Annotated in this window: 23 protein-coding genes; 2 read left to right on the top strand and 21 right to left on the bottom strand. The window is 41.9% G+C overall.

Translation table 11 applies throughout. The annotated features are described in order from the left end of the window. Positions 1-57: 57 nt before the first annotated feature. The 14 genes from hepT to SLH55_RS18755 form a co-directional block, all read right to left on the bottom strand. Positions 58-1,020: a heptaprenyl diphosphate synthase component II gene (gene hepT, locus SLH55_RS18820; protein WP_219168344.1), complete on the bottom strand. Its 963-nt coding sequence runs from the start codon at positions 1,018-1,020 to the stop codon at positions 58-60. A 27-nt stretch (positions 1,021-1,047) separates the two neighbouring features. Next, entirely contained in the window at positions 1,048-1,743 is a 696-nt protein-coding gene (locus SLH55_RS18815) for a demethylmenaquinone methyltransferase (protein WP_219168345.1), read from the bottom strand. Between the two features lie 6 nt (positions 1,744-1,749). Continuing rightward, positions 1,750-2,583: a heptaprenyl diphosphate synthase component 1 gene (locus tag SLH55_RS18810; RefSeq protein ID WP_219168346.1), complete on the bottom strand. Its 834-nt coding sequence runs from the start codon at positions 2,581-2,583 to the stop codon at positions 1,750-1,752. Between the two features lie 196 nt (positions 2,584-2,779). Further along, positions 2,780-3,001 carry a trp RNA-binding attenuation protein MtrB gene (gene mtrB / locus SLH55_RS18805; protein ID WP_034758340.1) on the bottom strand — a complete coding sequence of 74 codons (222 nt, stop codon included), beginning with the start codon at positions 2,999-3,001 and terminating at the stop codon, positions 2,780-2,782. A gap of 12 nt (positions 3,002-3,013) precedes the next feature. Next, complete coding sequence (folE, locus tag SLH55_RS18800) at positions 3,014-3,580, bottom strand: GTP cyclohydrolase I FolE (RefSeq protein WP_219168347.1); 567 nt, start codon at positions 3,578-3,580, stop codon at positions 3,014-3,016. A 230-nt stretch (positions 3,581-3,810) separates the two neighbouring features. Continuing rightward, on the bottom strand, positions 3,811-4,083 hold the full coding sequence (locus SLH55_RS18795; RefSeq protein WP_034758336.1) for an HU family DNA-binding protein: 273 nt from the start codon (positions 4,081-4,083) through the stop codon (positions 3,811-3,813). Between the two features lie 630 nt (positions 4,084-4,713). Further along, positions 4,714-6,192 (bottom strand): stage IV sporulation protein A, encoded by a 1,479-nt coding sequence (spoIVA, locus tag SLH55_RS18790; RefSeq protein WP_034758333.1) that lies wholly within the window; start codon positions 6,190-6,192, stop codon positions 4,714-4,716. Positions 6,193-6,446: 254 nt separating this feature from the next. Then, the gene (locus SLH55_RS18785) at positions 6,447-7,157 is read right to left on the bottom strand and encodes a hypothetical protein (protein WP_257475078.1); all 711 of its coding nucleotides are present in this window, start codon (positions 7,155-7,157) and stop codon (positions 6,447-6,449) included. A gap of 29 nt (positions 7,158-7,186) precedes the next feature. After that, on the bottom strand, positions 7,187-7,375 hold the full coding sequence (locus tag SLH55_RS18780) for a DUF2768 domain-containing protein (RefSeq protein WP_219168616.1): 189 nt from the start codon (positions 7,373-7,375) through the stop codon (positions 7,187-7,189). Between the two features lie 343 nt (positions 7,376-7,718). After that, complete coding sequence (locus tag SLH55_RS18775; RefSeq protein WP_219168348.1) at positions 7,719-8,765, bottom strand: NAD(P)H-dependent glycerol-3-phosphate dehydrogenase; 1,047 nt, start codon at positions 8,763-8,765, stop codon at positions 7,719-7,721. Positions 8,766-8,782: 17 nt separating this feature from the next. Next, the gene (gene der, locus SLH55_RS18770) at positions 8,783-10,093 is read right to left on the bottom strand and encodes a ribosome biogenesis GTPase Der (protein WP_219168349.1); all 1,311 of its coding nucleotides are present in this window, start codon (positions 10,091-10,093) and stop codon (positions 8,783-8,785) included. Between the two features lie 169 nt (positions 10,094-10,262). Next, the gene (locus tag SLH55_RS18765; protein WP_219168350.1) at positions 10,263-10,454 is read right to left on the bottom strand and encodes a capping complex subunit for YIEGIA; all 192 of its coding nucleotides are present in this window, start codon (positions 10,452-10,454) and stop codon (positions 10,263-10,265) included. Beyond that, a complete protein-coding gene (locus SLH55_RS18760; RefSeq protein ID WP_219168351.1) occupies positions 10,451-11,347 on the bottom strand; it encodes a YIEGIA family protein in 897 nt (298 codons plus the stop codon). The genes SLH55_RS18765 and SLH55_RS18760 overlap by 4 nt, the downstream gene beginning before the upstream one ends. After that, positions 11,344-11,742, bottom strand: a complete 399-nt coding sequence (locus tag SLH55_RS18755) for a hypothetical protein (RefSeq protein WP_320324232.1) — start codon at positions 11,740-11,742, stop codon at positions 11,344-11,346. Before SLH55_RS18755 ends, SLH55_RS18760 begins: the two co-directional genes overlap by 4 nt. A 322-nt stretch (positions 11,743-12,064) precedes the next feature. Here SLH55_RS18755 and SLH55_RS18750 point away from each other — a divergent pair, with 322 nt between their 5' ends. Together SLH55_RS18750 and SLH55_RS18745 are read left to right on the top strand one after the other, a co-directional pair. After that, positions 12,065-12,196 carry a YpzI family protein gene (locus SLH55_RS18750; protein ID WP_219168353.1) on the top strand — a complete coding sequence of 44 codons (132 nt, stop codon included), beginning with the start codon at positions 12,065-12,067 and terminating at the stop codon, positions 12,194-12,196. A gap of 217 nt (positions 12,197-12,413) precedes the next feature. Then, positions 12,414-12,599 (top strand): hypothetical protein, encoded by a 186-nt coding sequence (locus SLH55_RS18745; RefSeq protein ID WP_320324231.1) that lies wholly within the window; start codon positions 12,414-12,416, stop codon positions 12,597-12,599. A 90-nt stretch (positions 12,600-12,689) separates the two neighbouring features. On the opposite strand, the gene fni is transcribed toward SLH55_RS18745, so the two are convergent. From fni to ypeB, 7 genes are all read right to left on the bottom strand, one after another. Next, positions 12,690-13,748: a type 2 isopentenyl-diphosphate Delta-isomerase gene (gene fni, locus SLH55_RS18740; RefSeq protein WP_219168354.1), complete on the bottom strand. Its 1,059-nt coding sequence runs from the start codon at positions 13,746-13,748 to the stop codon at positions 12,690-12,692. A gap of 13 nt (positions 13,749-13,761) precedes the next feature. Continuing rightward, positions 13,762-14,895 (bottom strand): 30S ribosomal protein S1, encoded by a 1,134-nt coding sequence (gene rpsA / locus SLH55_RS18735; protein ID WP_219168617.1) that lies wholly within the window; start codon positions 14,893-14,895, stop codon positions 13,762-13,764. A gap of 119 nt (positions 14,896-15,014) precedes the next feature. Next, the gene (locus tag SLH55_RS18730; RefSeq protein ID WP_219168355.1) at positions 15,015-15,596 is read right to left on the bottom strand and encodes a lysophospholipid acyltransferase family protein; all 582 of its coding nucleotides are present in this window, start codon (positions 15,594-15,596) and stop codon (positions 15,015-15,017) included. 1 nt (position 15,597) lies between these two features. Beyond that, positions 15,598-16,266 carry a (d)CMP kinase gene (cmk, locus tag SLH55_RS18725; protein WP_257475081.1) on the bottom strand — a complete coding sequence of 223 codons (669 nt, stop codon included), beginning with the start codon at positions 16,264-16,266 and terminating at the stop codon, positions 15,598-15,600. 131 nt (positions 16,267-16,397) lie between these two features. Next, the gene (locus SLH55_RS18720; RefSeq protein ID WP_219168357.1) at positions 16,398-16,586 is read right to left on the bottom strand and encodes a YpfB family protein; all 189 of its coding nucleotides are present in this window, start codon (positions 16,584-16,586) and stop codon (positions 16,398-16,400) included. Positions 16,587-16,638: 52 nt separating this feature from the next. Then, complete coding sequence (locus tag SLH55_RS18715; RefSeq protein WP_219168358.1) at positions 16,639-17,286, bottom strand: flagellar brake protein; 648 nt, start codon at positions 17,284-17,286, stop codon at positions 16,639-16,641. A 134-nt stretch (positions 17,287-17,420) separates the two neighbouring features. Beyond that, the gene (gene ypeB / locus SLH55_RS18710) at positions 17,421-18,767 is read right to left on the bottom strand and encodes a germination protein YpeB (protein WP_219168359.1); all 1,347 of its coding nucleotides are present in this window, start codon (positions 18,765-18,767) and stop codon (positions 17,421-17,423) included. Between the last annotated feature and the right edge of the window lie 8 nt (positions 18,768-18,775).

Here is an 18,775-nt window from a genome sequence, read left to right as displayed (position 1 = left end):
CCACGAAAATAGTAACACTGATTGGGGTTTTTGGCAACGTTTCCATTTTAAATTTTCTTAATATTTTCTCTTGCCAATAAAGTTTGCGATATTTTTAAGGGTCTTCTTTACCCGGTTATAGGGAAGATGATCAAGATCTTTCAAGGCTCGATCCAGATACATCCTGCTGAGATCATGGGATCGCTCAATAGCATCGGTGGCGAGGATGGAAGAAATGATCTCTTTCATCTCTTCTGGCGTAGTGTATTCAGTTACTTTTTCGATCTTGGTTTTCACTTCCGGGATTTCCATGGCATATAGGATGGGGAGTGTAATATTCCCCTGCCATAAGTCACTCCCTGCAGGTTTCCCCAATTCTTCCTCACTCGCGGTGAGATCTAATATATCATCGGTGATTTGAAAGCTCATTCCCACATTGTAACCAAAGCGGTACAGACGTCGGTGGATTTCCTCGGGTGCACCGGACGAAATGGCACCAAGCTGGCAACTTACAGCAATAAGCAAAGCGGTCTTCCTTTTGATCCGCAGAAGATAATTTCTCAGATTCTGATCAAATCGGTATTTATCTTCAATTTGTGCGATTTCTCCCTTACATAATTCCACCAGTGTGTGTGATAGGATTTGATGTGCTTCAGGGACTTTTATATGGGTCATATATTCAAGGGCCCTTGCAAAGATATAATCGCCTGTATACATTGCAATGCGATTATCCCATTGGGCTTTAATCGTGGGTTTTCCCCTTCTCAGTTCTGCATCATCAATGACATCGTCATGCACGAGGGAAGCCATATGCATCAGTTCTAATGCTACCGCCACATTCTTCACGATATTAATGTCGTATTGTCCAAATTTTGCAGACAGCAAGACAAACACCGGCCGGATCCTCTTCCCACCTGCTTGAAGCAGGTGAAGGGACGCCTCTTGCAGAAGCTCTGATTCTGACTCAATCGCCACTTCCAGTTCCTTTTCTATTTCATCTATATCCGTTTTCAGAAACGAATACATCCTGTTTAGCTTCATAGTTTATCCACCTAATTTACGAATTTCTTACTTTATGCCGGAATGCATAGCGGCAACCCCGCCACTATATGGCTTCACATGTATATCCTTAAAGCCCGCTTTTCTGAACATTTCAGCAAGCTCCTTCATACCCGGGAAGTCCCTTGCAGATTCCTGCAGCCAAGAATATTCGTTAAAGCTCTTGGCAAAGATCTTTCCGAACAGGGGCATTACGAAACGGAAATATGCATAATACATCTGTTTGAATCCAAACATGGTCGGTTGAGAAGTTTCAAGACAAACCGCCATTCCACCTGGCTTCAAGACCCTGTTCATTTCCTTGAGAACGTGGAGATAGTCAGGCACATTTCGCAAACCGAAACCTATGGTTACATAATCGAACGTGTTATCGTCGAAAGGCAACTCCATTGCGTTCCCATGAATCAGTTCGATATTGTTCGTATGTTTAATTTTTTCTTGGCCGATTGAAAGCATATTCTGACTGAAATCAAGACCTACCACTTGGCCAGAATCACCGACTTCTTTACCTATCGCCAATGTCCAGTCCGCGGTTCCACAGCAAACGTCAAGAGCTTTGGAACCAGGCTTCACATTCATATGCTTCATGGTATCTTTTCTCCACTTCTTATGCTGTTGGAAACTGATTACCGAATTCATCTTATCATAGTTGGAATAAATTTTTTCAAATACTCCATGGACTTTTTGTTCTTTCGACTGCTGCATGTCGTTTTACCCTTCTTCCGCGTATAGTTTGGTCATAGGTTCAGGTTCCACATAAGGTAACAGCTCTACAATAAGCTTCTTAAAATAGGGCGCGACCGGCTCGATGGTCTCTAACTGTGATTGCACACTTCTCTTCGTCCGTTCAATGAGTTCATCGATTTGAGTGAGTAAATGTCCAGTCTCATCCTTTGTTACATGTAGGGCCGATTCCTTTTGATCTGCGTGATTAGACAATGCGGAAAATGCGTTGATGAAGCTCGTATTCTCTGAATGCCTGAGACTGACTTTCTCCTGTACAAGCTTTTTGTAGAGAAGTGCATCTTCTGCAATCTCAATCCATTGATCATCTTCAAAGAAACGAAAGAAGTTGGAAATGATCGCCGATTCTCTTGTCTTCAGTTTCTTTAAGAGTTCATCGAGGTTCTTATGTTCATCCTTATATATGGAAATTTTACTCTCATTTATTTCTTTAATCGCTTTCGCTAAATTCGAGATGAGTTCAACATCATCCGTTTCGGCAAGGATTTTATAATAAAGGCTGCTGAAGTAAACACCTGCAAGTACCGTCAGCTGCCTTTCCTTCAACGGATCACGCTCAGATATTGTAACCTTTTCATGGGTATCAAGGGCTATCTGCAATAACATGGCAGTCGAAATCCACTGTACAACTTCTTTACTGATCGCACGTCCTTCGCTAACGAAAGGCAGGAGCAGAAAATAGATCCTGTCCCGGTCAATATACGGTTGATCGATGTATTCTTTCAGATAAGAGTGATGCAACTGCTCTTCTATGTATTGATGAATGATATTCGCTTGATGGTTACAATCAATGAATTTCATACCCTTTAATCCCCATTTCTACTATGTATCAGTCTAAAAATTTCAGCAATAGATATTATACCATAAAATCTTTAACAATAGGGAGTTCAAGTATCCCCGTTAAGCTGATTATAACAAAGGGGACGACCACAAAGCCGAAACTTCTTAGTACGTCCCACCATATTTCTTCTCTATCAGCCAATAGCAGAATAGATGATTATTTCTTATTATCACTTTCAACTTCGCCGTAACTGGTGACGATGGTTGCTTTCCCTCTTACTTTAATCGCAGATGTGTGATCTGTGAATTGGGCAATCATGACTTCACCTTTATCCAACTTCTCTGAATGATGGAACCGGGTGTCGGTTCCCCTTGTAAGCCCGATTACATTTACACCATCTTCAATCGCTTTAATGACAATATAATCATTTGAATTCATCAGTCGTCACTCCTAATTCTTTATAAACGAAAGAACTTCGCTACGTGCTTGAGCGTCTTCTTTGAACGTACCTCTTACCGCTGTCGTCACTGTGCTTGAGCCCGGCTTCTTCACACCTCTCATCGTCATACACATATGCTCCGCTTCAACGACCACCATGGCACCGTGAGGCAGGAGGGTTTCCATGATGGTATCCGCCACCGTGGACGTGATTCTTTCTTGAAGCTGAGGGCGTTTAGCTACGGACTCAACCGCTCTCGCAAGTTTACTTAATCCGGCCACGCGGCCATCTCTTGGAATATAAGCCACATGTGCTTTCCCGTAAAAAGGTACGAGATGATGCTCACACATTGAGTAAAATGGAATATCCTTCACAAGCACAAGCTCTTCGTGTTCTTCGCTGAATATGGTTTCAAAGTATTCTTTCGGGTCATGATCAATCCCTGAGAAAACTTCTGCGTACATTTTCGCCACGCGCTTAGGCGTATCTAATAAACCTTCTCTATTAGGATTCTCTCCAATAGCTTCTAAAATTAATCGAACTGCTTCTTCTATTTGGCCATGATTGACTTGTGCCATAACGTTGTCCTCCTAAAATAACTTAAAGAAATAGTAACATTGTTAATATTAGCACAAGCCTATAATGTCATCAAAGACTAGTGCTTTAGAAGTTTTATCATAATATAAAACGATTGATAAAAGAAGAAAACTTCATACATAATTTTCAGAAGGACATTTCATACTATAAATGAGAAAACAAAAAAGGCCGCATAATTATGCGACCTTTTCGTTACGCTCAAAGTATGTAATTATTTTACAGCTTCTTTAAGCGCTTTACCTGGTTTGAAAGCAGGTACTTTGCTAGCTGAGATTTCGATCTCTTCACCTGTTTGTGGGTTGCGACCTTTACGGGCTGCACGCTCACGTACTTCGAAGTTACCGAATCCGATTAATTGTACTTTATCACCGTTTGCAAGTGAATTTTGAATTGTATCGAAAACAGCGTCAACCGCTTTAGTAGCGTCCTTCTTAGATAGCTCAGCAGCTTCTGCAACAGCATTGATTAGTTCTGTCTTATTCATGCCATTCACCTCCTCCCAAGGAAATGTCTCAGTCATGATTCATTTACTTTAATATCATTAGTAAACAACTTTAGCGAATTCTATACATAAAGTATAGAAAAAACGCTTGAAAACGTTGCTGAATCAAGATTCAACAACAATTCTGTTAAAAGATTATCACAATAGATTAACCTTAGCAAGAACAAATCAAGAAATAATGGGAATCTTTTCTTATTTGAAACATAAATGTAATAGAATCACCCGTCAGCCCTTTATCCTTGCACTCTATTCAACCTATCACTTCTTTCGATTGACTGCAACTGATACCCTCTCTTCTTCATGTACTCTATCTAACTTCCCAACCTTGGAATCCGTTAAACATCGATACCGATATTTCCATCAGAAACGCATAGGGGTAAGACTAGATTTTCTTATGATGATTCCCCATCAAACCTATATGTATCAAGGGATCCACGTTTCATCAAGAGTAACGGATCCTGATTCGTCCCGAAATTGAATTAATAAATATACAACATGATTCCGAACATTCCACACCGATATGCCTTGCAAACTTTATCCAAATCTAAATACAAAAAAGGATCCCAAAGGAGCAACCATAAAAAAAGACCTTCCTAAGAAGGTCAAGATATTTTATAATATGATGGCGATTAATCCACCTGATCCTTCGTTAATGATTCTTTCTAGCGTATCTTTGAGTTTATATCTTGCATTCTCAGGCATCAGGGATAATTTCGCCTGTATTCCTTCTCTTACGATGGAACTCAAACTTCTTCCGAAGATGTCGGAATTCCAAATGGATAGTGGATCATCTTCGAAATCCTGCATCAGGTAGCGCACCAGTTCTTCGCTTTGTTTTTCTGTCCCGATGATTGGTTCGAACTTTGACTGAACATCCACTTTAATCATGTGTATCGATGGAGCAACGGCTTTCAAGCTGACCCCGAATCTGGCACCTTGCCTGATGATTTCCGGTTCATCGAGGCTCATGTCATTCAATGAAGGAGCTGCTATACCGTATCCTGTCTGCTTAACCATTCTTAACGCGTCGGAGATTTGATCATACTCCGCTTTCGCATGGGCGAAATCCTGCATTAATTCCAGGAGATGATCTTTCCCTCGAATTTCAACCCCTACAATTTCCTTCAGGACTTCATCATACAGTTCATCAGGAGCGTACAAGTCAATTTCAGCAATCCCCTGACCCATATCGATACCGGCAAGTCCCGCCCGCTCGATATGATCGAATTCACTGAAGTAATGGACAACACGGTCCACATCACGGAGACGCTTAATATCCTTGACTGTTTCTTTCACGGCTTCCTGATAGTTCTGTCTTAACCAATGCTCTTCTTTCAGTACCATTACCCAGCTTGGAAGGTTGACATTCACCTCAAGAACCGGGAATTCAAATAGCGCTTCTCTCAGGACATTCAGTACATCCGAGTCCCTCATACTTTCTACACTCATGGCAAGGACCGGTATGTCATATTTATCTTGAAGTTTCACTCTGAGATCTTCTGTTTCAGGAGCATGAGGTCTTGCTGAGTTGATGACCATGATAAAAGGTTTACCTACTTCTTTCAGTTCCTCTATGACCCTTTCTTCTGCCTCAATGTAGTCTCCCCTGCCAATTTCTCCGATGGAGCCGTCCGTTGTCACAACCACACCGATCGTGGAGTGTTCCTGGATGACTTTCCGCGTGCCGATCTCAGCTGCTTCATGGAATGGAATAGGCTCTTCGTACCATGGTGTATTAATCATCCTAGGTCCATTCTCATCCTCATATCCCTTGGCACCAGGGACCGTATATCCTACACAATCTACCAATCTAATATTCACTTCGAGGCCTTCATCGACGTGAACAGAGATGGCTTGATTCGGAACAAATTTAGGTTCAGTCGTCATGATGGTCCTGCCTGCTGCACTTTGAGGCAACTCATCCTGCGCTCTTGCACGCTCTGATTCACTTGCGATGTTAGGAAGGACCACAAGTTCCATGAACTTCTTGATGAATGTTGATTTTCCTGTTCTTACTGCTCCTACAACACCTAAATAGATATCTCCGCCTGTTCTTTCGGCAATGTCTTTAAATAGATCGACTCTTTCCAAGAGATTCCCTCCCATCTTATATTCCAGGGATGTTTCATCCGTGTATTCTGTGTCTCACATTCTATAGTTATGATGTTGTCCCAATGACTTATGACTATTAATATGCTTTTTTTCCCCCCTTATGATAAAAAGTAAAAAATTTATTATGTCTTAAGCATTTATGATCATTTGTTTTGATGAAAAAACCCTATAAAGGATGACATAAAAATAATAACCCTTCCCTTACAATATATTTTGCAAGAAAAGGGTTATGCCTATTTTGTCATAAAGACAGGTTCGTTATTTTCATTGACCGTGTAAGGTAATGAGTACGCAGGTACAAAAAAGGAGCCTTCCACTAGTAAATTTCTGATATCGTCCCCATTTTTGAATGGATGATCATTGTTTTTGAGTTTTGCAAATAAGTCTATGGAGTAATCCACAAAAATGTCTCCATCCCCATTAATGACAAGGGGAAGATTTTTATTTGAAAAGGGGCTGTTTACGTACACTTCACCATCATATCCAAGCTCCTTATAATTCAATGTATAGACATTGTTTGCTACTTCCTCCTTGAATGGAGGATAATCTTGAGCCTGAATCCTGATTTTCAATTCCCTGATTTGTTCTGCCATTCGAAGATCGAAAATCTTAACCTTCGGATCTTCTTCCACATCTACGAGGACATATTGAAATATCCCGCCGTTTTCAAACGCATTCCCGGGGATTTCAGGTAAGTACTGTGGTGATAATTTCCTGAAATCAATCGGATATTTCTGATAAATCGGAGTCTCCTGATCCCTGGTCTTGATCGGAAGCAAGCCGCCTTGATCTTTCTGATAGGTGTCTACTGCATCTTGTACAGCCTTTACCTGGGTTTCATAAGGAATCTGATTCTGACTCAACTCTTCGTCCGGATACAAACAACCGGAAAGCATACTCATCGTTAAAATGAGAAGAATTGCTGTTATACTTATGCGCTTCAATCTAAAACGTCCTTTCAATCGGGCGGATCCTAATTGGTGGGTCCGCTGAATACTATATAAACCATCATGAGGCCACCAGCGATCATCAATATGTATGCCATGAAAGCTGTAATAAAACGCAGGAATTTCTGCTTGATCTTATACCTGCTGAAATAGATCGTTAATATGGCAAAAAACATGAACCCCATCGATGCAAATGAAATCCACATCTTCATCATTGAATCCAAAGTACATCCCTCCTGTTATCGAATGTATTATATCATAAGATTTTTACTAAAGAATAGAAAAGAATGGTTGTTCATGAATCTGCTACAAACCTTATGGTTCAACACTATATAAAAAAAACTCCTTGAGTGTTTAAACAGGATCGTCAAAACACTCAAGGAGCTCTTAATAAGGGAGACCTACCCATCCATAGGCAAAGCTAAAGCTGTAGCTGTATATATTCAAGACAGTGTATGCAACAGCAACAGCGTTCGCATCCTCGAATGCCCATAATCCGAGGATTTATTCTACTTTTATCATAAATCCCCTGTGGATGTCTTCCCTTTCATTTCAAAATCAGTTCAATCGCTCACCAAGAATATTCACCAGATCTTCCATTTCATTGGTTTTCACCCGGCCCATTAAATGGTCAACCGCTTCTTTAGCCTCCACTTTATTGAAAAGGACATCATATAGTGCATCTGTAATCGGCATTTTCACTTCGAACTTCTTTGCCAGCTGATGTGCCGCTTTCGTCGTCCGCACACCTTCTACGACCATGCCCATGTTGTCCAGAACCTCATCAAGGTTATGTCCCTTCCCGAGCATATTCCCGGCTCTCCAGTTTCTTGAGTGGACACTTGTACACGTAACGATAAGATCGCCGATACCGGTCAGACCCGAGAATGTTAATGGATTGGCCCCCATTTTTGTTCCGAGACGCGCAATTTCTGCAAGTCCGCGAGTGATCAAAGCGGCTTTCGCATTATCTCCATACCCCAGGCCGTCAGTGATACCTGCAGCGAGGGCGATGATGTTCTTCAACGCTCCACCAATTTCGACTCCTAGAATATCAGGATTCGTATACACACGGAAATTCATGTTCATGAACAGGTCCTGAACTTCCTCAGCAGCCTTCATATCCTTTGAAGACACAGTCACAGTAGTAGGATGCCTTAAGCTCACTTCTTCTGCATGACTCGGCCCTGACAATACCACTACAGTATGTAAATTCTCAGGCGCCATCTCATCCTCGATCAATTCCGAAATCCTGAGGAGGGAATCGGGTTCGATCCCCTTACTCACATGAACAACGGTCAAGGGTGCCCGCTGCACCTCCTGGATTTGTCCCAGGACTCCGCGGATAGCTTTCGTAGGGACAGCCAGAATGATCGTATCAACGCCATCCAAAGACTCACCAAGGTCGTGATACCCTATAATGGCTTCCGGGAGCTCGATCTCTTTCAAATACTTTTGATTGGTATGCTTAGAATTGATTTCATCGATTTGTTCTTTCTTGTGGCCCCAAAGCCTGACTTCCACTCCATTATCAGCAAGCACCATCGCAAGAGCCGTACCCCAGCTGCCTGCTCCAACTACCGTTACGTTTTTTGAACTTTCCATTTTTTACACCCACCTTATTATTTTCTAGCACGGGCAATAATACGAATAGGAGTTCCTTCAAATCCAAATGCATCGCGAATTCTATTTTCCAAGAATCGTTCGTAAGAGAAGTGCATCAATTCAGGATCATTTACAAACACGACGAATGTAGGAGGCTTTACAGCTACTTGTGTCGCATAATAAATTCTGAGTCTCTTACCATTATCCGTCGGTGTCGGATTCATTGCAACCGCATCCATGACCACTTCGTTCAACACGCTTGATTGAACACGCATGGCGTGATTTTCACTTGCCGTATTAATGATCGGCAGCAGTGTATGGATACGCTTCTTTGTTTTTGCAGAAAGAAATACGATAGGAGCATAGTCAAGGAATTGAAAATGTTCACGGATATTTTTTTCCCATTTGTTCATGGTTTTCTCGTCTTTATCCACGGCATCCCACTTATTCACGACAATCACCACAGCGCGGCCGGCATCGTGGGCATATCCTGCAATCTTCTTATCCTGCTCAATGATGCCCTCTTCACCGTCAATGACGGAAAGGACGACATCTGAACGCTCAATGGCTCTGAGGGCTCTCAACACACTATATTTTTCAGTGGTTTCATACACTTTCCCTTTTTTCCTCATACCTGCCGTGTCAATGATGACATAATCCTGTCCATCATACGTATAGGTAGAATCAATCGCATCCCTTGTGGTTCCCGCAACATTACTTACAATGACACGGTCTTCCCCCAATAAGGCGTTGACTAATGAAGATTTCCCTACATTCGGACGGCCGATCAAAGAAAATTTAATCACATCTTCCGCATAGTCCTCTTCTTCTTCATGCTTGAAGTTCTTAACAACTTCGTCTAGAAGATCTCCCAATCCAAGTCCATGTGAACCTGAAATTGGATATGGCTCTCCAAATCCCAGCGAATAAAAATCATATATCATTTCTCTCATTTCCGGGTTATCGATTTTATTTATCCCCAGAACGACCGGTTTTTTGGATCGATAAAGGATCTTGGCTACAATTTCATCCGCTGCCGTTACACCTTCACGACCATTTGTTAAAAATACGATGACGTCTGCTTCATCTATCGCAATTTCAGCCTGCTGTCTGATTTGATCCAGGAAAGGTTCATTCCCCAGTTCAATCCCGCCTGTATCGATGATATTAAATTCATGCGTAAGCCACTCTGCAGAACTATATATACGGTCTCTTGTTACACCAGGTACGTCTTCAACTATTGATATTCTTTCTCCAACAATTCTATTAAAGATCGTGGACTTCCCAACGTTCGGACGCCCTACGATTGCTACTACTGGTTTTGTCACGTTATTCACCCTTTCTGTAAGAAGTTGTCCTCTCTTACATTTCCTCTTTTTAAGCCTTTTCAGGTCCAGCATTGACTATGCATAAGAAGGACTGGCCCTTAAGGTATTGTTTCCTTATGGGACAGCCCCCTAACTTTACTATTTTATCAGTAAAAGAATAAACTGGCAATCAATGTTTTACAATGATGAAAAGTCCCTGATCAATTTCATGTGCAATACCATCGAGAATGGCTTCTAAGTTTGCACAGATCTTTTGTAATTCCTCGTCTGTCTTGCAATAAAAGACACTTGTTCCACTTGGCACTTTTTCAGGTGTGGTCGTCACGGTTGCCAGTATGAACTTCTGTAAGGTCGTACTCATTTTAACTGACTCCCCTCTTGATTCGCTTTCGACTCAGACGGCATCCTGATGGCATTCTCAAGGGTCGGAACCTGACCGAGAATGGCAATCGCTTTTTCTACGTCCTTTCTCTGTGGCAGGACAAATACACCGACACGTCCATCATCTAAATCTCTCTTGGCAAGAGGTGTTAATGCAGGAGTTCCCGAGTCTTTGAAGATCCCGAGGGAGGTGGACATATCATGGAGAATGGCCTGCCGTTGACCCAGGTTGGCAAGCGTCGATCTTGCATCGAACGATTTGGGTGAAAGGATAAATCCCATTCCATATCGTAAGATCTCCTCCTGCCTGACTTTAAGACCAATATTCATGATATAAATATTATCGACATATAGGCCCGCCCCATCAAAATGAGGCTTCACATATTCAATGTCAACAATGTCTTTCAACCGTCCGCCTGCCATCAATTTATGAGCAAGCACCATACAAATGGCACTGATTATTAAGGCTGCATAAATGTTAAAAACGATATACGCGATCGTTGCCAGAAGAGAGGTGAAAATCACTAAGTAATTTCTACTTTCAAACGCGATGGCAATTCCCTCGATGTAGGTGGCACCTCTTGGGACAAGCTCATAAGCATCCAGTTCCGTCAACGTGTTCCTTTCCATATTTCTTACATCGCGAAATTGAGAGGCTGCAACGGTAAGGAACGTAATCGCAGTGAAATTCTCTTCCAATAAAGCTGGAATTGCGATGGTGCCGAGGCCAGCTGCAATGAACCCAAGGGCTATATGTATAATCTTTCCGTGCAAATACGTTGGATATTGGCGATAGTCCGTACGGAGCATATAAATTCTCGTCAAGGTCCCTACAACGACACCAAAGATCACCGGATACACATAGACATTCATAGATTCTTCATTTCCCCCTTATTTGTTTGAGTCTTGATGTGAACGAATTGATTGAACTCTCCAATTGCCTTCAATGAAAGCATCAGTCCTATGGATAAGGCAAGTATATCCAGGTAAGGATGACCACCTATCGAATATGAAAATCCAACATTGTATAACGGGATTCCAAGAAAGAATTCACCAATCACACTGCTTCCCCCTATTGCGATGAACCTAAGGAAGTAAAGGGAAGAATGACTGTAAAAAAGAATACTTACCAACACAAATGTTAAGGAAATAAGATATTCCCGATCCATAAACATGAGGACAGGGTCATAAATAGAAAGTAAGCCAATGCCCGCATATAGCATTCCCATCGTCACGACCGCGACCAGCATGTATAGCTTCTGTTTCAAGCTTAAATTTCTTATGTAAAGGATACAAATGAGTGCAAGTGCAATAATAGGAAGAGTCACTTCGATAGGTCCAATCTTCATTCCAAATGGAAAAACACAGATAAGCAATAAACATATAAATGAAAACCGAAAACGATGAGGATGAGACTTTCTTAGCAAAAACGTAGTATAAATCCACATCCCCCAAAGTAACCACAAATACAAAACCCCATCCATAAACGTTCTCCCCCTCCTATTATCTACATTATGGAAAATCTTTATGTATCTCATTCATGCATGAATAAACTTTTCAAAGAAAAAATAAAAAGGGAGGTGTTTTCAATTGGGTAAAGATCGTCAAGAAAAGAAACTGAAACAAAGCAAACGAGTCGAATCAGACCGCGATCAAGGCTTACATTACAACGGAGCAACGAGCCTGGAAGGACCGGAAGAGTCTAAAAAAAGACAGAGGTAACACTAAAGGCGGAGGCGGCTTGGGCAGAGGCGACAAGCATAAGTAAAATTGACCGGAAAGGCGCTCTTTGCCTTTTTGGTCGATTTTACTTATGACCTCGAGCCTCTAGCCGCCGGAGCTGGACAACACTAAAAGCGCAAGGGGCTTGCTCTGGGGCGTAAAGCATAAGGCGAACCAACCGGAAAGGCGCTCTTTGCCTTTTTGGTTGGTTTGACTTATGACCTCGAGCCCCAAGCCCCTGGAGCTGGACAACACTAAAGGCGGAGGCGGCTTGGGCAGAGCCCACACTTCTGGTGATGTCAATCCAGCCGAAATCCGTAATAATCCGGCCGTTTTGGTTGAGAATCTGGCGGGAATGGATGGAAATCCGGCCGATCCGAAAAAAAATCCAGCTGTTTATTAAGATAATCCAGCCATTTTACAAAAAAAACCAAAACCAAACCTGATATTCCACGAAAAAAAGAAGGCATTCTCAATCTGAGAATGCCTTCTTTTACATATTAAACGCTCTGTTGCTATAACCCCCGGGATTCAATCCTCTCGATTCTAGCCAATGATATACGTGACCCGATAATACCATTGGCACATTATGAAGATCTTCAATCCGTCTGCAACCAAGAGCACACATTAGAAACTGAATATCAGTATGAATCTGATTCACTTCATGTATGGTATCCTCAAGACCCGATTCGAGAAGCTGCTTGAGAATGACGCCGGCCATTCCTACAGCAGATGCCCCTAACCCTAGAGACTTAACGATGTCTAAGCTATTTTGGATCCCACCTGAAGCAAGGATCGGCTTATCGGATGAAGAATAGCATTCAGCTAGGGATATAGCAGTAGGGATTCCCCAATCATCAAAAAAGCCCAACATCCGTTCCCGGCGTTGATTTTCGATTTTTGAGAAGTTTGTTCCACCAAAGCCGCCTACATCGATGGCTGAGATCCTTGAACGGGACAAGGATTCTGCAGCTTCTTTACTAATGCCAAATCCAGTCTCTTTTACAATGACCGGGACAGATATACTTTCAGAAATCTCCTGTATCCTATCCAAGGCACCCCTGAAGTCACGGTCACCTTCTGGCATGGTCAATTCCTGAATCACATTTAAATGAATCTGCAATGCATCAGCCCTAATCATCTCAACGGCATCTTTGGCCTGTTGGACGGAAGCCTCACTTCCTAAATTCCCAAACACCATTCCATCAGGGTTATGCTTCCTCACAATTTCATATGTCTTTCGTTCAGCAGGATCCTTAAGTGCTGACATTTGAGATCCGACTGCGATGGCCATACCCGTTTCCCTGGATAGTATCGACAGTTCTTCATTGATTTTTGAAGTGGTCTCACCGCCGCCACCCGTCATAGCATTTATGAAAATTGGCGAACTCCAGGAAAGTTCGCCAATTTGAGTCTGCAGATGAATTTCATCTACTGCTATATTCGGTAAGCTCTGGTGGACAAAAGCCACTTCATCGTAACCGGTCCTTCGCTGCTGACCGGTCGATAAAGCATAATTGATATGATCTTGCTTTCTTTGAGCTCTCGTCACAATTCATCACCATTTACTTAAGATCTTTTAGTTTGTCTCCAATCATTTCACCCAATTGGAAGCCGGTGCTTTCTTCCGGCATTTCATAGTCCGTCACTTCTTCCTCTTTTTCTTCAAGGGCCTTGATGCTTAATGACAGGCGTTGTTCGTTTTCGTTAACGTCAAGCACCTTCACTTTTACATCCTGATTCTCACCGAGTACTTCGTGTGGAGTACCGATATGCTTGTGGGAGATTTGAGAGATATGAACAAGACCTTCAACACCAGGTAGGACTTCAACAAATGCACCGTAAGATACCAGACGCTTTACGACTCCATCCAACACGCTTCCTTTAGGCGCCTTTTCAGAGATATCACTCCATGGTCCCGGCAGTGTTTCTTTGATGGATAAAGAGATGCGTTCGTTGTCCCGATCGACGCTCAGCACCTTCACCTGCACCTTTTGTCCTTCTGTTACAACGTCGGAAGGCTTTTCAACATGTTCATGGGATAGTTGTGAAATATGAACAAGCCCATCTACTCCCCCGATATCCACAAACGCACCAAAATCGGTGATGCGTTGCACCGTTCCTTCCAGTACGGCACCTGATTCAATATCTGTTAGAAGCTGTTTCTTTTGCTGTTGCTTTTCTGCCTCAACTACAGCACGATGGGAAAGGATTAAACGGTTCTTCTCCTGATCCAATTCAACAATCTTGAAGGTTAACGTTTTATCTTTATAGTCTGAGAAATCTTCGACATAATAATCTTCCACTAAAGATGCAGGTACGAATCCCCTGACACCAAGATCAACGACAAGGCCGCCTTTTACGACATCTTTGACCTCCGCTTCGAAGACATCGCCATTTTCAAAGCGGACCTTCATTTCTTCCCATGCCTTTTCAGCGTCCACTTTACGTTTGGAAAGAACCAGTAGTTCTTCTTCCACTTTTGTCACGATTAACTCAAGTACATCCCCTTCACTGACTACATCAGAAGCTTTTTCGATATGAAGGCTTGAGAGTTCACTGATTGGAATGATGCCATCCACTTTACTATCCTGAACGTCGACTAAGACTTGTTTCTCTTCCACCTTAGTGACTGTCCCTTTTACTTTTTCACCAATTTCAAGATTCTTCACTTCAATTCCATTCATGTCTTCCATTATGTACTCCTCCTTAATCCATGACTGCAAAGATTTTGATTATTGCAAGACTTCGCAATTTAAAATATTCTTTCTACTAACTTCTAATAAATAGTACTTTTTGTCAAGCGGGAAACCTTATATTATTGATGCTCGTGTATCAGTTTTTCAATATGCTTCATAATAATCTCCGTCGTTTTCTCCGCGTTCAATCTTTCTTCACGAATACTTCCCATTTCAATCGGTGGTCCGAATACAACCTTCAATTTCCTGAACGGCTTGTATGGTCCGATGATGGCACAGGGGACCACGTAAGCTTCAGAACGAAGAGCAAAGAAACCGGCACCTGCCAATCCCTTTCCAATTTCTCCTGTCTTACTTCTAGTACCCTCTGGAAACAGTCCTAAAACATCTCCCTCTTTCAGAACCTGCAATCCTTTTCGCAGTGCTTCCCTGTCACTCATACCCCTCTTCACCGGGAATGCCCGTAGACCAGGCAATAAACTCCCTAATACTGGTACATTGAACAGTTCTTCTTTCGCCATGAACGACACAGGTCTTGGAGCTGAAATCCCGACAACGGGGGGATCCAGATTATCGATGTGATTCGCACACAGTAAGACCCCTCCATCTTTAGGAAAATGCTCAGTGCCCTTCACTTCAATTCGGTACAACGGAGAAAGAATCGATTTAACAAGACCTCTAGCAAAGGTATATAGGTTCACTTTAACCTTTCCTTTCTACTAACATCATGATTTGATCCACGACTTCTGAAATGGAAAGAGAGGTGGTATCTATTTCTGTTGCATCCGCTGCTTTCTTTAGTGGAGCGATCTCCCTTTCAGAATCAATCTTGTCGCGGCGGGCAATTTCGTCTTTTAATTGTTCGAGATCAGATGGATAACCTTTGGAGATGTTCTCTTCGTGTCGCCTTTGTGCTCTTTCATCTACACTCGCAAGTAAGAATACCTTGATTTCCGCATCAGGAATGACATGAGTACCGATATCCCTGCCGTCCATTACGACAGCGCCTTCCCGGGCAAGATCCTGCTGCCTTTTCACCATTTCTTCCCTGACGCCTGAATGAATAGCCACATGGGAAACTGAATTGGTTACAGCAGACTGACGGATTTCATCAGTCACATTTTCCCCGTCCAGAAACACAAGCTGCCCCTCATCAGACGGTTCAAGTTCAATGATGGTTTCTGACAACAATTCATTTAATTCACTTTCATTATGCAAATCTACTTTCTTCGTCAAAGCTTTATATGTTAAAGAGCGGTACATCGCCCCGGTATCAATATAAAGATAAGATAATTTCCCTGCCACTATTTTGGCAACAGTGCTTTTACCTGCAGCTGCAGGTCCATCGATCGCAATTCTTAATTTCTTCAATTCATCCACCTACTTAAGTTCCTAATAATTTTCTTACTCATTTTAACATAAATCTTCGTTTTCGTTTAACGATTCTTTCTTTCAGAGTGTGTTTCCTCTAAAGAGCATTCAAGAAAAAAATAGAGCAGGCATCATTCTCCTGCTCTATTGGTTAGGGTTTCAACTATTTCACTGTATTCCATTTTCTCCACCCCTTCATAGAATACGATCTTATGAAGTTCGGGAAGGATATTCAGTTGATGTACCATGAATTGCACTGCAATAAGTAATATAAAGTGTACGATGGCTAATTTAATTAAAATTCGTTCTACTGTTTTCAAGTGAATCACCCTTTTTCCGTTCTAAGAAAAAGTATGTGTACTTATTAGAATTTTATTCAAGCAAGCCTTTTTTTCTTAAATCGAGCTGTTTTTCAAAGCAATACCTTAGAATGAGCTGTCTTTGATTTTCAGTTAAGTGAACAAACTCAATGCTTGCGATTTCCTTATGATCCTTCTCCCAAACGCGGATCACCTTACCTTCAATCTCCACATAATGGCACTCTCCGGTTTGCATTGGCAGAACAATGATGGTAGAGAGCTTTGCTCCACTTTTCACATCCATTCCCTTCCTCACCACCACAGCGCAGCCCCCGGCGCTGAGATCTTCTGTGAGTGTCGGATAAAACCGGTCATTGATTTTCAAAGAAATATCCGTATTGGCCTCTACCCGTACGAATTGTCGACGTTGGATCTTCACCAGACCATCGTCCCCTGGATAATGCAGGTGAATCATCGGAATTTTGGATAATTTACGGCCCATCACTTCCGTTTCAAACATCATGACCGTTTGTTCATTAATGGTGAAGCTTGCTTTAAGCTGTGTACCATCAATTAAGAAAATGGCCTTCTCTGTCTTGGTATGTATGGGATAATCAATATATATCCCTTCCTCAGAAAGCTCGACGACCCTGCATCTATATCGATCAAAATTATCATTATGTATAGGTTCCAATTGTAATGTGGTACCTGCTTTTATCATAGTCCAAAATTCCCACTTTCCGTTTTTTGTATCTATATTATGGCATGTCAGCCTACTCCTTTCCACATCTTTTTGAATTTTCCAACAAGAAAGAGGGACGGACCTCCGATTACGGAAGTCCGTCCCTCTCAGTGTTATACTACTTCTTCATAAATTGGTTCTGCGTTTTTGAGTCTTTCCACCTTTTCTTCTTCGCCTGTTTTTGCATTGACGAATATTCTGTAGGTATCTTTACCCAGCATCCCTAAGAATTCATAGCATAGTACTTCTTCGTTCAAATCGTTCACGATCACAGCTTGCCGTTCTTCCATGATCTTCAGGTTTGGATTCGTCGTTTCTTTCGCTTGAGCCTTGGTTATCGTAGCTTTGGGTATTTCTCTTACGTGATTGTTCTTTAAATATTCTTCTGCTGCAAATCCTACAATTTGTCCATTATCCAGGGCTACTTTGATTTTCAAAGAATCCGGATAGATCCTTACCCCGTCCAAAGCCGTAACGAAAGTGAAAATACCGATATTATCGTATTGGGCACTTTCAAACATTTCAAGCTTCTGGAAGTTGTTTTCTTCTAAGAACGCTGTCGCTTTTTCCGCAGCCTTGTTTAAGCTGATCTTTGGTTTCTTGATTTCACGATTGTTGATGTACCAGATCGGATAGCCGCCTTTTTGGGTGACATCCATGCTTGCTTCCGTATTTCCATTACCGATGGAAACACTAAAGAACTTGTAATCGGAGCCTTTTCCGCTCTTTGAAACCTTCGCATCCTTGGATTTAGGGATACCTGAATATTTTCTCAGAATTTTGACGGCTTCTTCTTTGGAAATCTCTTTTCCTTTTAACTTTTTAAAGTTCTGGTCTTTTTTCTCTGTATTTACGAATGTTGTCGATCCAAAGTTCGCTTCATCATATCCGGATACATTTTTTTCGACGGTTTTGAAACCATCGATAATGGTATTATCTGCTTGTTCATTCCCTGAAGCCAAAGCCATTTCAACATCCATCCACCGCAAATTGTTTTCGATGATAAGATGCTGGACCTTCCGTAACTGGTTCTGAATATCAGCACTTTGTTCATAGAGATTTTCCAATGACTTATATTCTTTATCTGTTAATGGATTCTTGTCTAGGTCCCTTACAGCTACGCGATAACTGAAGTCACCGATTTTACTTAAGAATTCTTCCGTTTTATTAAATGGAAGAAGTGTCAAAGGCAGCTGTCCCACATCACTGTGAGCTTGTGAGGTTAACCTCCACACATCTGCAAGGGCAGGGGATAATGATTTTCTGGAATTCATGGCAAGTGTAGACCCGATTTGATCATGAAGCAGGTCCACTTGGTAAGTCAATTCATGAAAAGCTCTTTGATAGTTGTTTTCTGCATTGATTAGTATCGCATTTTTCTCCTGATGTTCCTGATACCCCCAGAAAGCAGTACCAGCCACACCCAATACTAGAACCGTTATTAGAATGACACGCACCATTTCGCTTC

This window comes from Rossellomorea sp. YZS02, assembly GCF_033963925.1.
GTDB lineage: Bacteria > Bacillota > Bacilli > Bacillales > Bacillaceae_B > Rossellomorea.
This window is presented reverse-complemented; position numbering and strand designations above follow the sequence as displayed.

Bases quoted from the DNA above. Each gene is read 5' to 3' on its own strand.
- SLH55_RS18775 (WP_219168348.1), bottom strand. From the start codon at position 8,765: ATGGAAAGTTCAAAAAACGTAACGGTAGTTGGAGCAGGCAGCTGGGGT.
- hepT (WP_219168344.1), bottom strand. From the start codon at position 1,020: ATGAAGCTAAACAGGATGTATTCGTTTCTGAAAACGGATATAGATGAA.
- SLH55_RS18810 (WP_219168346.1), bottom strand. From the start codon at position 2,583: ATGAAATTCATTGATTGTAACCATCAAGCGAATATCATTCATCAATAC.
- ypeB (WP_219168359.1), bottom strand. From the start codon at position 18,767: ATGGTGCGTGTCATTCTAATAACGGTTCTAGTATTGGGTGTGGCTGGT.
- SLH55_RS18795 (WP_034758336.1), bottom strand. From the start codon at position 4,083: ATGAATAAGACAGAACTAATCAATGCTGTTGCAGAAGCTGCTGAGCTA.
- SLH55_RS18765 (WP_219168350.1), bottom strand. From the start codon at position 10,454: ATGAGTACGACCTTACAGAAGTTCATACTGGCAACCGTGACGACCACA.
- SLH55_RS18780 (WP_219168616.1), bottom strand. From the start codon at position 7,375: ATGATGAAGATGTGGATTTCATTTGCATCGATGGGGTTCATGTTTTTT.
- SLH55_RS18815 (WP_219168345.1), bottom strand. From the start codon at position 1,743: ATGCAGCAGTCGAAAGAACAAAAAGTCCATGGAGTATTTGAAAAAATT.
- SLH55_RS18715 (WP_219168358.1), bottom strand. From the start codon at position 17,286: ATGATAAAAGCAGGTACCACATTACAATTGGAACCTATACATAATGAT.
- folE (WP_219168347.1), bottom strand. From the start codon at position 3,580: ATGGCACAAGTCAATCATGGCCAAATAGAAGAAGCAGTTCGATTAATT.
- SLH55_RS18745 (WP_320324231.1), top strand. From the start codon at position 12,414: ATGACCTCGAGCCCCAAGCCCCTGGAGCTGGACAACACTAAAGGCGGA.
- SLH55_RS18760 (WP_219168351.1), bottom strand. From the start codon at position 11,347: ATGAATGTCTATGTGTATCCGGTGATCTTTGGTGTCGTTGTAGGGACC.
- mtrB (WP_034758340.1), bottom strand. From the start codon at position 3,001: ATGAATTCAAATGATTATATTGTCATTAAAGCGATTGAAGATGGTGTA.